The 15,129-nt window shown below is 64.9% G+C and carries 14 protein-coding genes, 1 tRNA gene and 2 riboswitches; of the genes, 9 read left to right on the plus strand and 6 right to left on the minus strand.

Features of this window, described 5'->3' with window-relative positions; genetic code table 11:
- The first annotated feature begins 90 nt into the window (after window positions 1–90).
- From AC1DEK_RS19495 to gcvP, 4 genes are all read left to right on the plus strand, one after another.
- Window positions 91–1,656 carry a glycine betaine ABC transporter substrate-binding protein gene (locus AC1DEK_RS19495; protein WP_478126916.1) on the plus strand — a complete coding sequence of 522 codons (1,566 nt, stop codon included), beginning with the start codon at window positions 91–93 and terminating at the stop codon, window positions 1,654–1,656.
- A 77-nt stretch (window positions 1,657–1,733) separates the two neighbouring features.
- A riboswitch (glycine riboswitch) is annotated at window positions 1,734–1,833 on the plus strand.
- Between the two features lie 15 nt (window positions 1,834–1,848).
- Window positions 1,849–1,958: riboswitch (glycine riboswitch) on the plus strand.
- Window positions 1,959–2,004: 46 nt separating this feature from the next.
- Window positions 2,005–3,165 carry a glycine cleavage system aminomethyltransferase GcvT gene (gene gcvT / locus AC1DEK_RS19500; protein ID WP_478126917.1) on the plus strand — a complete coding sequence of 387 codons (1,161 nt, stop codon included), beginning with the start codon at window positions 2,005–2,007 and terminating at the stop codon, window positions 3,163–3,165.
- Window positions 3,166–3,248: 83 nt separating this feature from the next.
- On the plus strand, window positions 3,249–3,623 hold the full coding sequence (gene gcvH / locus AC1DEK_RS19505) for a glycine cleavage system protein GcvH (protein WP_478126918.1): 375 nt from the start codon (window positions 3,249–3,251) through the stop codon (window positions 3,621–3,623).
- Window positions 3,624–3,760: 137 nt separating this feature from the next.
- Window positions 3,761–6,667, plus strand: a complete 2,907-nt coding sequence (gcvP, locus tag AC1DEK_RS19510) for an aminomethyl-transferring glycine dehydrogenase (protein ID WP_478126919.1) — start codon at window positions 3,761–3,763, stop codon at window positions 6,665–6,667.
- An 18-nt stretch (window positions 6,668–6,685) separates the two neighbouring features.
- On the opposite strand, the gene AC1DEK_RS19515 is transcribed toward gcvP, so the two are convergent.
- Window positions 6,686–6,925, minus strand: a complete 240-nt coding sequence (locus AC1DEK_RS19515) for a hypothetical protein (protein WP_478126920.1) — start codon at window positions 6,923–6,925, stop codon at window positions 6,686–6,688.
- Window positions 6,926–6,938: 13 nt separating this feature from the next.
- The gene (locus AC1DEK_RS19520; RefSeq protein ID WP_478126921.1) at window positions 6,939–7,322 is read right to left on the minus strand and encodes a hypothetical protein; all 384 of its coding nucleotides are present in this window, start codon (window positions 7,320–7,322) and stop codon (window positions 6,939–6,941) included.
- 163 nt (window positions 7,323–7,485) lie between these two features.
- On the opposite strand from AC1DEK_RS19520, the gene AC1DEK_RS19525 reads away from it, so the two are divergent.
- Entirely contained in the window at window positions 7,486–8,046 is a 561-nt protein-coding gene (locus AC1DEK_RS19525) for a DUF4124 domain-containing protein (RefSeq protein ID WP_478126922.1), read from the plus strand.
- Window positions 8,047–8,090: 44 nt separating this feature from the next.
- Here AC1DEK_RS19525 and AC1DEK_RS19530 read toward each other — a convergent pair whose 3' ends face one another.
- On the minus strand, window positions 8,091–8,999 hold the full coding sequence (locus AC1DEK_RS19530; protein WP_478126923.1) for a DUF3014 domain-containing protein: 909 nt from the start codon (window positions 8,997–8,999) through the stop codon (window positions 8,091–8,093).
- A 106-nt stretch (window positions 9,000–9,105) separates the two neighbouring features.
- On the opposite strand from AC1DEK_RS19530, the gene AC1DEK_RS19535 reads away from it, so the two are divergent.
- From AC1DEK_RS19535 to AC1DEK_RS19550, 4 genes are all read left to right on the plus strand, one after another.
- Window positions 9,106–9,735 (plus strand): flavin reductase family protein, encoded by a 630-nt coding sequence (locus AC1DEK_RS19535; RefSeq protein ID WP_478126924.1) that lies wholly within the window; start codon window positions 9,106–9,108, stop codon window positions 9,733–9,735.
- A 187-nt stretch (window positions 9,736–9,922) separates the two neighbouring features.
- Window positions 9,923–10,204: a hypothetical protein gene (locus AC1DEK_RS19540; protein WP_478126925.1), complete on the plus strand. Its 282-nt coding sequence runs from the start codon at window positions 9,923–9,925 to the stop codon at window positions 10,202–10,204.
- 23 nt (window positions 10,205–10,227) lie between these two features.
- Complete coding sequence (locus tag AC1DEK_RS19545) at window positions 10,228–11,679, plus strand: flavin-containing monooxygenase (protein WP_478126926.1); 1,452 nt, start codon at window positions 10,228–10,230, stop codon at window positions 11,677–11,679.
- A 96-nt stretch (window positions 11,680–11,775) separates the two neighbouring features.
- Entirely contained in the window at window positions 11,776–13,272 is a 1,497-nt protein-coding gene (locus AC1DEK_RS19550) for a trypsin-like peptidase domain-containing protein (protein ID WP_478126927.1), read from the plus strand.
- A 41-nt stretch (window positions 13,273–13,313) separates the two neighbouring features.
- Here AC1DEK_RS19550 and AC1DEK_RS19555 read toward each other — a convergent pair.
- From AC1DEK_RS19555 to selD, 3 genes are all read right to left on the minus strand, one after another.
- Window positions 13,314–13,389, minus strand: a tRNA-Gly gene (locus AC1DEK_RS19555).
- Between the two features lie 87 nt (window positions 13,390–13,476).
- Window positions 13,477–13,977, minus strand: coding sequence for an ABC transporter ATP-binding protein (locus tag AC1DEK_RS19560; protein WP_478126928.1), 501 nt, complete (start codon window positions 13,975–13,977; stop codon window positions 13,477–13,479).
- A 20-nt stretch (window positions 13,978–13,997) separates the two neighbouring features.
- Window positions 13,998–15,089, minus strand: a complete 1,092-nt coding sequence (selD, locus tag AC1DEK_RS19565) for a selenide, water dikinase SelD (RefSeq protein WP_478126929.1) — start codon at window positions 15,087–15,089, stop codon at window positions 13,998–14,000.
- Window positions 15,090–15,129 lie beyond the last annotated feature (40 nt).

Raw genomic sequence — 15,129 nt, forward strand, 5'->3', positions numbered from 1 at the left:
CAGCATCGGCACGGCGCACGATCGCCTGTAGGAGACGAACCAGTCCATCGAATGGCCTCATCGGGGCCGCGTCGCCGATACACTGCCTCGATGCGTTCTCTGCGCCGAATCTGGCTCACCGCCTTGGCTTGCCTGGGTCTCCTCGGCGCGGCCTTTCCGTCGCAAGCGCAAGGAGGGGCCGGCGAACTCCGCATCGGATCGAAGCGATTCACCGAGTCGTACATCCTCGCGCAGGTGCTCGCGCAGACGGCGGCAGCGCACACCACACCCGCGCCCGTCGTGCGGCAAGGACTCGGCAATACGGCCATCGTCTACGAAGCGTTGACCTCCGGCGGCATCGATCTCTATGCCGAATACACCGGCACCATTGCCCTCGAAATCCTCAAGAGCGCCCAGCCCATGACGCTGGAGGACATGAACGCGGCGCTTCGTCCATTGGGACTTGGCATTGCGATTCCATTCGGCTTCAACGACGGCTATGCGCTCGCCATGCGCGCGGCCGATGCCGAGCGGCTGGGCGTGCGAACGCTCGGCGACCTCGCTGCCCACCCTGAGCTGAAACTCGGCCTGTCGAACGAATTCCTCGGACGCGCCGACGGCTGGCAAGGGCTGGCCGCTCGCTATGGCTTCACGCAGACGCCGACCGGGCTCGACCACGGACTGGCCTACGACGCGATCGCCGCGAAGCAGATCGACGTGACCGACATCTACACGACCGACGCCAAGATCGATCATCTCGGCCTGCGCGTGCTCGAAGACGACCGCCATTACTTTCCGCGCTACGACGCCGTGGTGCTCTACCGCCTCGACGTGCCAACGCGCTGGCCGCAGGCGTGGGCGGCGATGCAGAAGCTGGAAGGCCGGGTGGACGAGCACGCGATGATCGAGATGAATGCGCGTGCCGAATTGCAGGGCGTGGGCTTCGATGTCATTGCGCGCGACTTCCTCGCGCAAAGCAAGATCGTCGCCCAGCCGGCCAACGCCAACACGACCCAGGCAGCCGGCGCCGCGCGCCCGAAGGATGCCGCGGCGCGCGGTTTCCTCGCCAAGCTCTTCGGCCCGGACCTCGGCCGGCTCACGCGCCAGCACCTGCTGCTGGTCGCGGTTTCGGTGGGGCTGGGCATCCTGATCGCGGTGCCATTGGGCATCCTCGTGTTTCCACACCTTCGAACGCGTGCGCTCGTGCTCGGGCTCACGGGGCTGCTGCAGACGATTCCTTCGCTTGCGCTGCTGGCGATATTGATCTCCGCAGTGGGCGCGATCGGCCTCGTTCCGGCGCTGATCGCGCTCACGCTTTATTCGCTGTTGCCGATCATGCGAAACACAGTCACGGGCTTGGCCGAGGTTTCGGCAGGGCTGCGCGAGGCCGGCACCGCCTTGGGAATGACCGCCGGGCAGACGCTGCAAGTGGTGCAATTGCCGCTCGCACTGCCCACGATCCTTGCGGGCGTGCGGACGGCGACGACCATCGCCATCGGCACCGCCACGATCGCGGCCTTCATTGGCGCCGGAGGTTTCGGCGAGCGCATCGTGACGGGGCTGGCGCTCAACGATCGCGAACTGCTGCTGGCTGGCGCAGTGCCGGCCGCAGTGCTGGCATTGCTCAGCGAGGCATTGTTCGAATCGATCGAATACTTGATGCGCCGCAGAGGCTGAAGGCGCGGCGGAACAAGCCTTGCCCGGCTGGGCGATCGCACTGAAATCGCCGTTGAACGAGCTTTCGATCCCTTACACTGGCGCAGTCAGGAGAGAGCCCCGCTGCGCCGGGGCCGCCGAAGGCGCAGGTCCCACCAAAACACGGGCCCGAACGCTCAGGCAAAAGGACTGGCGAAGCGCCCCGCATCAGGGCGTTTCCTTGCTGGAGAGAGGCGACCCGTCGCACGACGGCCTCGCCCACCGAAGGAGCAAGCCCCGATCGTGGGGTGAATCTCTCAGGTAAAGCGGACAGCAGGGGTGGCCCATGGCTTCGGTCATGGATCTGGACTGCCCCTTTTGGAGAGAGCCTTGGCCTCCGCATCGACCGACCTTCTGAAGACTCCGCTTCATGACCTGCACGTCGAACTCGGCGCACGCATGGTGCCCTTCGCGGGCTACTCGATGCCCGTGCAGTATCCGGCCGGCCTCATGGCCGAACACAAGCACACGCGCGATGCCGCGGGTTTGTTCGACATTTCCCACATGGGCCAGTTGCGGCTTTCAGGCCCCGAGGCCGCGGCCGCGTTCGAGACCCTGATGCCAGTCGACGTCATCGGTCTCGCACCTGGAAAGCAGCGCTACGGGCTGCTGCTGAATGAAGACGGCGGCATCCTCGACGACCTGATGTTCTTCAACGAGGGCCACAACTCGCTGTTCGTGATCGTCAACGGCGCCTGCAAGCAGGCGGACATCGCGCATATCACCGTCAAAATCGGACACCGCTGCCAGGTTTCGCCGATGCCGGACCACGCGCTGCTCGCCCTTCAAGGACCGCAGGCTGCCGCAACACTGGCGTGGCTTTCACCGGGTATCGAACGGTTTGTCTTCATGACCGGCGGCGCAGCGCAAATCGGCGGCATCCCGACTTTCGTCACTCGCAGCGGCTATACCGGCGAGGACGGTTTCGAAATCTCCGTTGCCGCTGCGAACGCCGAGCGCCTGGCCCGGCTGCTGCTCGCCCAACCCGAGGTCAAGCCCATCGGCCTGGGAGCGCGCAACTCCCTGCGGCTGGAAGCCGGACTCTGCCTCTATGGCAACGACATCGACGAGACGACCACGCCGGTCGAAGCCTCGCTGGTGTGGGCCATGCAGAAGGTCCGGCGCACCGGCGGAGCCCGCGAAGGCGGATTTCCGGGTGCGGCCAAGGTGCTGGCACAGCTCACGGCTGCGGACGGGACGGCGGGCCACCTCGACCATCACACCCTCAAGCGCAAGCGCGTCGGCCTGGTCGCGATCGATCGAGTGCCAGTGCGCGACGGCACACTGCTCGAATCCTTCGAAGGCGTTGCGATCGGACAGGTGACCAGCGGATTGCTCGGCCCCACCGTCGACCGGCCGATCGCCATGGCGTACGTCGCTCTGGCCTATTCAGAGCCCGGCACGCGCATGCAGGCGATCGTCCGTGGCAAGCCGGTCCTGATGGAAGTGAGCACGATGCCTTTCATTCCCGCGCGCTATTTCCGCGGCTGAGGCCGATCCGCACGCGGCGCTCTTTTTTGCCTTTTTTCTTTGCTTTTTCCAGCCCACTTTCTCATCTCAAGGAGCTTCAGTTCATGACCACCAGGTACACCAAGGATCACGAGTGGGTTCGCCAGGAAGCCGACGCGGCGCTTGTCACGGTTGGCATCACGGTTCACGCGCAGGACGCGCTGGGCGACGTCGTTTTCGTCGACCTGCCCGAGGTCGGCAAGTCCTTCGCGCAAGGCGAAGTGGCGGGCGTGGTCGAGTCGGTCAAGGCTGCCGCGGACGTTTTCATGCCGGTCTCCGGCGAGATCACCGAAGTCAACGAAGCGCTGCGCGCCGACCCGTCGCTTGCCAACAGCGCTCCGATGGACGCTGGCTGGTTCTTCAAGGTGCGCGTCAGCGACGTGACACAGCTCGAAGCCCTGCTCGACGACACCGCGTACGAGAAATTCTCGGCGGAATAATGCGCACCCCCAGGCTTCGCGCACTGCGTGTCGCTCTCGCCCACCCCCTGCAAGGGAGCGACACCAGCAGCCTGGCAAAGCCAGTTCTGCGGTGTCCCTGACAACTTGCCGAAACCAGAACCTTCTCAAGCTACCCCATGTCGACACCCGTCCTGCCCCTTTTTCCTCCGCTCAGCGAGCTCGAGAATGCCGAGGAATTCATCGCGCGCCATATCGGAATCGAACCGGCCGACGAGACGCGAATGCTGTCGGCCATCGGATCGGCCACGCGGGCCGAACTGATCGACGGCATCGTGCCGCCCGCCATCCGGCGCGCGCGGCCGATGCGCCTGCCTGCCCCGGTCACGGAGGCTGAGGCGCTGGCCGAACTCAAGGCGATCGCCGCGAAGAACAAGGTGGCGAAAAGCTTCATCGGGCAAGGCTACTACGGCACCCATACGCCGGGCGTCATCCTGCGCAACGTGCTGGAGAACCCCGCCTGGTACACCGCCTACACGCCCTACCAGGCCGAGATCTCGCAGGGCCGGATGGAGGCGCTCGTCAATTTCCAGACCATGGTGTGCGACCTCACAGGCATGGCCATTGCCAATGCTTCGATGCTCGACGAGGCGACCGCCGCGGCAGAGGCGATGACGCTTGCCCGCCGCAGCGTCAAGAGCAAGAGCAACGTGTTCCTGGTGTCCGGCGACTGTCATCCGCAGACCATCGAAGTCATCAAGACACGTGCTGCGCCTCTCGGCATCGAAGTCCGCGTCAGCACCGTGTCCGAGACGCTGCCGCACCTGATGGCGAGCTGTGAATTCTTCGGCGTGCTGGCGCAATACCCGGCCACCACCGGCCACGTGCACGACCTGCGGCCACTCGCCGGGCATGCGCACCAGTTCGATGCCGCCTTCTGTGTGGCGGCGGACTTGCTCGCGCTCGCACTGCTCACGCCGCCGGGCGAATGGGACGCCGACATCGTCTGCGGCACCACGCAGCGCTTCGGCATGCCGATGGGCAACGGCGGTCCTCACGCGGCCTACCTGGCATGCCGCGACGAATTCAAGCGCTCGCTGCCCGGGCGCCTCGTCGGCGTCAGCGTCGACACGCATGGCGAGCCGGCCTACCGCCTCGCCCTGCAGACCCGCGAGCAGCACATCCGGCGCGAGAAAGCCACCTCGAACATTTGCACCGCGCAGGTGCTGCCGGCGGTGATCGCCAGCATGTACGCGGTCTATCACGGGCCGGAGGGCATTCGCCGCATCGCGCAGCGCGTGTCGTCGCTCACCTCGATCCTCGCGCAGGGGCTCGAACAGATGGGCCGTGAGCTGGTGAACGCAACGGCGTTCGACACGCTCACCGTCAAGACAGGCGAAGACACCGCGAAAGTCGTCGAACGCGCGGACGCCGCCAGCGTCAACCTCGGTCTGCGCGTGCAAAACCACGTCGGCATTTCGCTGGACGAGACCACGACGCGCGCGGACATCGAGACGCTCTGGGCGCTGTTCGTGCCCGCCGGAACGCCGCTGCCGCGTTTCGACGAACTCGCCGGCCGGATCGCATCGCGCATCCCCGACGACTTGCGCCGCGCGAGCGCTTTTCTCACGCATCCGGTATTCAACACGCACAAGAGCGAAACCGCGATGCTGCGCTACATCCGCAGCCTGGCCGACAAGGATCTCGCGCTCGATCGCAGCATGATCCCGCTCGGAAGCTGCACGATGAAGCTCAATGCGACCAGCGAGATGATCCCGATCACCTGGCCTGAATTCGCGAACATCCATCCTTTCGCGCCGGCGGAGCAGTTGCAGGGCTACGCGCAGCTCGACAAGCAATTGCGCGCATGGCTGTGCGAAGCCACCGGCTACGCCGGCATCAGCCTTCAACCCAACGCCGGATCACAAGGCGAATACGCAGGGCTGCTTGCGATCAAGGCTTTTCATGAAGCAAGGGGCGAGAGCCATCGCGACGTGTGCCTCATTCCGTTTTCCGCGCATGGCACCAATCCGGCCAGTGCGCACATGGCGGGGATGAAGGTGGTGGTCACGGCCTGCGATGCCGAAGGCAATGTCGACATCGACGATCTCAAGCGCGCATGCGGCACCCACGGCGACAAACTGGCCGCCGTGATGATCACCTACCCCAGCACCCACGGCGTGTTCGAGACGCGCGTGAAAGAGCTGTGCGAGATCGTCCATGCGCACGGCGGTCGCGTATACGTGGACGGCGCCAACATGAATGCGCTCGTGGGCGTCGCTGCGCCAGGCGAATTCGGCGGCGACGTGAGCCACCTGAACCTGCATAAGACCTTCTGCATCCCTCACGGCGGCGGCGGTCCGGGTGTCGGGCCGGTCTGCGTGGTCGAGGACCTTGTTCCGTATCTGCCCGGTCACGCGACAGGCGGCATCGCCTCGCATGGCGTCGGGGCCGTGTCGGCGGCACCGCTCGGCAACGCGGCCGTGCTGCCGATCAGCTGGATGTACTGCCGCATGATGGGAGCGCCCGGTCTCAAGGCTGCCACTGAAACCGCGATCCTCAGCGCCAACTACATCAGCGCGCGCCTGAAGGAGCACTACCCTACGCTCTATGCAAGCGCCAACGGCCACGTTGCGCACGAGTGCATCCTCGACTTGCGCCCGCTGAAGGACGCCAGCGGCGTCACGGCCGAAGACGTCGCCAAGAGGCTCATCGACTACGGCTTCCACGCGCCGACCTTGAGCTTTCCCGTGCCCGGCACGCTGATGGTCGAACCCACCGAAAGCGAACCGCTGGCTGAGCTCGACCGCTTCATCGACGCGATGATCGCCATTCGCGGCGAGATCCGCCGCGTCGAGGAAGGCGTCTGGCCGAAGGACGACAACCCGCTCAAGAACGCGCCGCATACCGCCGCGAGCCTGCTCGCCAGCGAATGGACGCGCCCTTACTCGCGCGAACTGGCGGCGTTTCCGCTCGTCGCGCTCAAAGCGGCGAAATACTGGCCGTCCATCGGCCGGGTCGACAACGTCTACGGCGATCGCAATCTGTTCTGCAGTTGCGTGCCGATGGACGAACTGGTCAAGTAGGAAACTTTCTCGGGGCGGCTACCAGCGTTGCTGCTGCCGCCCGCCATGGATGTTGCCGGCGATGCCACCCGCAACGCCGCCGATGGCCGCGCCTGTCCAGGCATCGCCTCCGGAGATCGCGGCGATCCCCGCGCCGGCTGCCGCGCCCATCGCGGCGCCGCTCACCGTCCCTTGCTGCTGCGGGCTCATGTTGGTGCAGCCGACGGCGAACACTGACCCGGCCAGTGCTGCCGCCGCCATCCAGTGGAGTCGTTTCATGATCCGTTTCCTTTCACTTGTTCTTTTGCAGACCGGGAACGGCCATTTCGAACCAGATGATGTCCAACACCGGCCGCTTGAGCTTGTCCGGGTTGGCGGCGTACCACTTATCGATGCTCGAACTCACGCTGTCGAGCGTCTGTCCTTGCATTCCCTTCGCCAGCCGCGGAATGAAGCTCTGCGCGTCCGGCGGCGGGTTCCTCGAAGAGTAGGCCGCGTCGACCTGCACGATATTGGCCAGACCGACCAGATACGCCTTCTTCACGGCCGGGGCCGACGTGGTCCATTGCTCGCCGGTCACGACCGGAATGTCGGCCGCCTTGGCGGGTACGCACGCGAGCGCCAGGGCCATGCACGCGGCCGACAGGGCGGCGCGTACTTGCAGTTTCGATGTCATTGCGTTTTCCAACGGGATTCCTTGGTTGGTTCTTGCGGCTGCGAAGCATCGTGCGCCGCTGCGTCGAAGCATGTCAAGCGCGTCAAAAAGAGCTGAAGGCCGCGCCTCCAGTGCGTACTTTTGTTGCAGCACGCGCGCTGCTGCTCTGCGAAAAGCACACAATATGTCGACCATGCGCAAGCTCGCACTTCTCGCGGTTTTGCTCGCCGCCGCTCCGATGGCCGGCGCGGACGTGATCCGCTGCGCCGACGCCGCCGGCAACGTGAGCTACACCGACGCGGCATGTCCGACGGGCGCCAAGAAGGTGGCACGCGTGTCGACGGTAGAGCCCATCAGCGTCGTGCGCGGCGCCGACAAACCTCGCCCCGCGGCGAACGTCGAATCCACGGATGTTGCGGCAGCACCGCCGCCTGCGCCTTCGGCCCCCATCATCATTGACGGCCGCCGCGACGGCAACGCCGGCGGCGCGGTGCCCGACAACTCACGCTGGAGCGATCGGGGCGTCGATAGCATCGTGATCGACGACGGGTCGATGTATGCCGCCCCGGGCGTCTCTCGTCCGCCCCGGCCACGCGACATGCGGCCGCGCATTCGCTCCTGCGGCTCGCGAACCTGCGAAGACACCCAAGGCAATCACTTCACGCACTCGGGTCAACTCGACCGCTACCGAAGCATCGACGGACGAACCTGCCAGCCGGTGGGTACGACCACCGTCTGCCGCTGAACAGAGCGTAGAGCGCCCGCTACTTGCCCTGCTTGCCCTACTTGCTATTTCTTGGCGACGGCGCCGGTCGCAACCAGCCCGCGAAACTCGGCGAGCTTGGTCTTCATCCGCCGCTCGTTCACCGGGCCCATGCGAATCAGGATCTTCTGCCCGGCAGACAAAGCTTCAAGTTGCGGATCGGCGAATTCATAGCGTAGCCATGGGGTGTTCGAGGCCGCGTCGCTCTTCATTTCGTCTTTCAGCTCGCCTTTCACTTCGGTCAGCCTGACCTGAACCGGCCCGGCAGGTTCCGGGGTCTTCAGGAGATGATCCAGCACGGCAACCAGCCGGTCATTGAAATAGCGCCCCGGATAACCCAGCTCTTCGTACGCCTGCTGAAACAGCGGATACAGCTTGGCATACAGCGCGGCGGCGTTGGCCGTGTTGACCGACTCCACGAACAGCACGAAGGGTGTGTAGCGATTGCCGTTGTCGACGCCGATGGTCTTGATCTCGCCGGCGCCCTGCGTCTCGAAGCGCTGCGGCGTCGGGTGCACCGGCCACAGGCGCGAAGATGCCTGCGCGCGCGGCAAGTTGTCCACCGTCGCAACCACGCGCCGGACGAAGCCGTCCGTCTGCACGAACGAAGTGACGCCCTTCTTGCCGAGCAAGTCGTTCAAGGCACCGTTGACGCGCGCGTCGGCGTCGTTCAGTGGCGGGAGCGTCTTGTCGGGCTCAGCCAGGGGCTCGACGAGGTTCTGCGGCCCGGTCGCCACGGGCGCGGGGTTGTCGGGCGGTGCCGGTTGCGGCTGAGGCGCTGTTGATACTGGCGGCGCTTCAGGCGGCGCTTCTTTTTGCATGGACCAACGCCACCAGGCGAAAGCACCCGCGAGGATCGCAATGATCACGAGCGCGGGGATCCACATCGAGGTTTCGCGAGCTGGCCTGAATTCTGCTGGGTCCCGATCGGGCATGTTTCAATCTTCCTTTCCCTGTCCATTGGAAACCACTGCGCCGCGGCTTGCCGTAACGTCCTGTGACCGCACGGTCACCGCAGTGCGAGCGCGCCATGAGAGCACCATGAACATCGACTTCGCGACACTGACGCAATACCAACGCTACAAGCTCATGGCGAGCCTCATCGTGCCACGGCCGATCGCGCTGGTCACCACGATCGGGGCCCTCGGCGTGGTCAACGCGGCGCCCTTCAGCATGTTCAACATGCTGGGCGAGGAACCACCGATCGTGATGATCAGTGTGAACCGGCTGCAGGACGGCGTCTTGAAAGACACTGCCGCCAACATCGTGCGCACGGGTGAGTTCGTCATCCATCTGGCCGACGAGGACATCGCCGAACAGATGCACCGTTGCGGCGACCGTCATCCGCCGCACGTGAGCGAACTCGACATCGTCGGCTTCACCGCCCTGCCGAGCAACGCCGTGAAGCCGCCGCGCATTGCCGAGGCGCCGGTCGCCTTCGAATGCACGCTGTGGGAAACGCTGGAAACCGACAGCCGCCAGATCTTCATCGGCCAGGTGCGCTGGATGCACGCGCGCGACGAACTGATCGACACCGAAGCATGGCGAGTGCGCCTGCAGCACTACTTTCCGGTCGGCCGCTTCGGCGCCAGTTTCTACGTGAAGACGCGCGAACGGTATGCGCTCGCAGCCCAGGGCGCGACGCGAAGCACCGCCATCGACGAAATGTAGGCGGACGGACGGCGGGCAGTCGCCGCGCTACGGGGATGGGCCGGCAACGCCCATCAATCTAGCGCTTTGTCAGGCAAGCGGTCATCGGCCTGTAGGACTAGCTCAATGGTTGGGTGCCGCGACGCACACGCCGGGGCCGATTGAAGTTAAAAATGCCTCCTCTTCGCTGCCTGACTGGAGGAATCCGATGTTCAGCATTTTTCAGCACAACCGGAACGGCCATCTGAGACGCATCATGACCTTGCTCGAGGAGGCAAACCTGGCGCGCATCGAGCACCAGGCCGCTGCCGAGCATCACGGCGCGCTCGCGCGCATGTACGCCGACCGCGCCAAGCGACTGGAGCGCGAGGTGTACGGAAGCACGCATGTTCCGGTCGGCGAAAGTGCGGCACCGCAAAAATTGGCTGACGAAAAGCCGGTCGTGTATGCGCTGGGCGCCAATCGCCGCGAAGCACCAGCGAAAGCCTGAAGCTCGAGCCGGACGGCCAAGCGATGGCCGATGAATTCGTCGATGTGCTGATCGTCGGCGCCGGGTTGTCCGGCATCGGCGCTGCGTCACACCTGCAGCGGCTGTGCCCCGGCCGCAGCGTCGCCATTCTGGAAGGACGGCACTCGCTCGGGGGTACGTGGGATCTCTTTCGCTATCCGGGCGTGCGTTCGGATTCCGACATGTACACGCTGGGCTATTCGTTTCGCCCCTGGACGCACGACAAGGCCATCGCCGACGGATCGGCCATCCTCCAGTACCTGCGCGACACGGCGCATGAAGAAGGTGTCGATCGGCTGATCCGCTACGGCCATCGCGTGCGAAACGCCAGTTGGTCGTCCGAGGCGGCGCAGTGGACCATAGAGGCCACACGCGACGACGGCGAGCCGGTTTCATTGCGCTGCGCCTTCCTGCTGATGTGCAGCGGCTACTACGACTATGCGGAAGGTTACACACCGGACTTTCCGGGCCGCGAGCGATTTGCCGGGCGCGTGGTGCATCCCCAGCAGTGGACCGATGACATCGAGTACATCGGCAAGCGCGTGGTCGTGATCGGCAGCGGCGCGACCGCGGTGACCATGGTGCCCGAACTCGCGCGACAGGCGGCGCACGTGACGATGCTTCAGCGCTCGCCCAGCTATGTGGCCTCGCGGCCCTCGGTCGATCGCGTCGCCGGTTGGCTCCAGCGGAACATGGGCGCGTCACGCGCGCACGCGCTTTCGCGCTGGAAGAACATGCTGCTCGCGCTCGTACTTTTCAGGGTGTGCCGGCACAAGCCGCAGTTTGCGAAGTCCGCGCTGATCAAGCAAGTCCGCCGTCAGTTGGGTCCGGGCTTCGACGTCGAGACCCACTTCACGCCCCGCTACAACCCGTGGGAACAGCGGCTGTGCCTGGTGCCCGACGGCGACCTCTTCAAGGCCATTCGTGCACAGCGTGCGAGCGTGGTCACCGACCGCATCGAATCCTTCACCGAATCAGGCCTGAAGCTCGCGAGCGGCGCGGAATTGCCGGCCGACCTCGTGGTGACAGCCACCGGACTCAAGCTCAAGGTGGTCGGCGGCGCCGAGCTTTTCGTCGATGGCCGCAAGCTGGAGCCGGCGGAATTGGTGAACTACAAGGGCATCATGTTTGCGGGCGTTCCGAACTTCGCGTCGATCTTCGGCTACACCAATGCATCATGGACGCTGAAGGCGGACTTGGCCGCCACCTTCGTCTGTCGCTTGCTCAATCACATGCAGCAGACAGGTGCACGGCAGTGCGTCGCGATGACGGACGATCCGGCCATGCCCTTGCAGCCGTGGGTCGACTTTTCGTCCGGCTACTTTCAGCGCGCCATGCAACAGATGCCTCGCCAAGGTGAGAAAAGGCCTTGGAAGCTCAACCAGAACTATCTCTCCGACTTCTTCACGCTGCGCTACGGCGCAGTGGACGATGGCGTCATGCGCTTCTCCGCTTAGTCCGCCCAGCGCTTGCGGCAATGGGACGCGCGACAACCTGCAGAACGCCTGAGGCGCAGGAACCAGCCTCGCGCTTCTTTGATCTGAAAGATCGCCATGTGCGATCTTTCGATCCTGCGGTTGTGGAACGGCGGCGCTTCCGTCGCGCAGACGGGGCGGCCGTCTCGGGTAATGGTCGCGTTGACCTTCGCGTTGATGATTGCTTGCCTCATGAGCGCATGCGCGGTCGCGCCTGGAGCGCCGCCGCATGAGGCGACCTCTTTTTCTTCGCTCGTGGCGAGCCGCAGCGCCAGCGTGGTGGACATCAGGACGCTGAGGATCGGACGCGAGGAAACGACGGACAGCGTCGACCTGGACATGGCGCCGGAGACCGACTTCGGCGACAGGCTGGCTTGGCCGCTGTCCGCAAGCGTGCGGGTCAGCCAGACCCGCGACCTGGCCTCCGGGATTGTTCTCACGAGCGACGGCCTGATCCTGACCAGCGCCCACGTGGTCTCCGCCATCGACGAAGCGCAAGTGCGGCTGGACGACGGCCGCCGCTTCCCGGCGAGGGTGCTGGGCGTCGACAAACGTACCGACATCGCGCTGATGAAGATCGACGCGAGCGGACTTCCGACCGCCATCCTCGGAGACTCGTCGAAACTCGCCCCGGGGGACTGGGTCGCCGCCATCGGGGCGCCTTTTGGCTTTCATGGCAGCGTCACCGCCGGCGTGGTGAGCGCCGTCGACCGCTACATTGGCGGCGCAGGGGAGACACCCTTCATCCAGACCGACGTAGCAATCAATCCGGGCAGTTCAGGCAGCCCGCTGTTCAACAACCGCGGCGAAGTCGTCGCCATCAATTCGATGATCTACAGCGGCAGCGGCGGTTATATGGGCCTGTCGTTTGCGGTTCCGATCAACCTCGCGGTCAAGATCGCGGCACAGTTGAAGGCTTCAGGCCGCGTGAGGCGGGCTCGAATCGGTGCCGACTTCCAGGAGATGACGCCCGCGCTCGCTCAGTCTTTCGCGTTGCCGGATGCGACGGGCGGCGCGCTGGTGGTTCGCGTCGATGCCGGCGGTCCGGCGCAGGGCGCAGGGCTGGTGCGCGGCGACGTGGTCACCACGCTCGACGGCGCGCCGATCGCGCACTTCACCGAGCTGCTGCGCCAGATTGGCGATCGGCCGCCCGGCAGCCGCGCGCGCCTGGAAGTGTGGCGCAAAGGCACGAAGCGCACTTTTCTGGTCACGCTCACCGAAGAGCCGGCACAAAGGAGCTTTCTCCGGGCCGAGTTCACACCTGAATGGAACGATGGCCTCGGCCTGAGCCTGGGTGAATTGTCGAGCGCGCAGCGCACGCAACTGGGCAGCGACGGCGGCTTGATGGTGAAGGAAGCCACGGGCGCGGCGCGCAGCGAAGGCATTCGGGCGGGCGATCTCATTGTGGCGGTGAATGACGCCAGGGTCGATCGTGTCGATGAGTTTCGACGGAGCGTGTCGGGTCTGCCGCCGGGACGCACTGTGGCGCTGCTGGTGATGCGAGATCGGCGGCTGGCGTATGTGCCAGTGCGGCTGCCGCAGCGGCGGCTCGGAGCATCGAGCGCGTCGAATTGAAGACAAAAAAAAGAGGCCGAAGCCTCTTTTTTTTTAAGAATTGGAGCGGGAAAAGAGTCTCGAACTCTCGACCTCAACCTTGGCAAGGTTGCGCTCTACCAACTGAGCTATTCCCGCATTGTTCGCCGCATTGTTCGCCGCGTTTGTTCGCCGCGTTTGTTCGCATTTTGCGAAGCCTCGAATTATAGGGGATTTTGTCGAGCGTCAGAACCGGCGGTTGTACGTGAAGATCAGACCGGCCGTCCCGAGCGCGCCAACCTGAACGGCATCCTTGGGTGTCAGCCGGTAGCCGATCGCAGGAATGATCCCGAGGCCGAAGCCGTCGTGGTTGAAGGGCACCTTGTCCTCGTACTTGCCCTTGTAGCCGTAGATGATCCCGCCGCTGAGCTTCGCGTAGAGTTTGGAGTAGCCGAAAAGGTTGTCCCAGCGATAGCCGTAGTAGGCATAGGCCGAGGGTTGCCCGAACGAATTGCTGAACGCGGAAAACCCCCAGATGAATCCGTTCGCCTGGGCTCGCTCGATGCCCAGTAGGTAGACGTTCTTGTGCTCGTCGCTGTTGCTCCAGTGCACCGCAAACGGGCCGATCAGCGCCTCCCAATAGGGTTTGCCGGAAAACTCGTCGGCCTCCGGCTCTTGCGCGCAAACCGCGGATGACGACAAGGCAATCAGAAGACTTGCCCCCACTGCGCTGGCACGACGATTCATAGGCTCCTCGATACTCATTCTTATGCTGTGAATTCAAGGCGGGGCGCCGATTCGCCATCGCCTTGCCGGAGTGCACCGATCGGCGCGACATGCTCGAAACCCGCTGCGCGGAACACCGCCACGACGGCGTCGACATCGTCCGCCCCGACGCTCACCAACAGCCCGCCGCTGGTCTGCGGATCGGCAACCAGCGAATGCTGCCACGAAGCGGCTGAATTCGGCCATTCGACTTGCGAACCATAGCCGATCCAGTTCCTGCCCGACGCGCCCGTCACGATGCCTTCTTTGGCGAACCTGGCCGCGGACTCGATGATCGGCAGGGCGCCGAGTTGCACGCGCGCCGCCAGCTTCGCACCACGGCAGATCTCGAGCAGGTGGCCCGCAAGGCCGAAACCTGTGACGTCGGTCATCGCGTGCACGCAGTCCATGGCGGCCAATTCGACGCCCACGCGGTTCAGTTGTGTCGTATAGCGCAGCATCTGTTCGTAGCCCGCGTCATCGAGCAGCCCCTTCTTGAGCGCCGCAGACAGGATGCCCACCCCCAGCGGCTTGCCGAGGACGAGCACGTCGCCGGCCCTGGCGTCCGAATTGCGGCGCACGCGATCGGGATGAACCAGCCCCAGGCCGACGAGCCCGTAGATCGGTTCCAGCACGTCGATGCTGTGGCCGCCCGCAATCGGAATGCCGGCTTCCCGACAAACGCTGGCGCCGCCTTCGAGCACGCGCCCGATCACTTCGGGCGGCAGCTTGTCGATGGGCATGCCGACCAGCGCCAGCGCCATGATCGGCGTGCCGCCCATCGCATACACGTCCGACAGCGCATTCGTCGCGGCAATGCGGCCGAAGTCGTACGGGTCGTCGACGATCGGCGTGAAGAAGTCGGTGGTGGCGACCAGCGCCTGCGTCGCGTTGAGCCGATAGACGGCCGCGTCGTCGCTGGTCTCGATGCCCACGAGCAGTTCGGGCGGCACGATGCCCTGCGGGGCGCGTGCCAGAATCTCGGCCAGAAGGCCGGGAGCGATCTTGCAGCCGCAACCGCCGCCGTGCGAAAACCTAGTGAGAGCGATCGGTTCCATGATGAAGAATTTGAGACTGCCGGTTTGGGTCGGCATTTTGCCAGCCGCGCAGACCCGCGCCTCCCGTGGGCACTGA

It is taken from the genome of Variovorax sp. 10N420 (genome assembly GCF_056394705.1).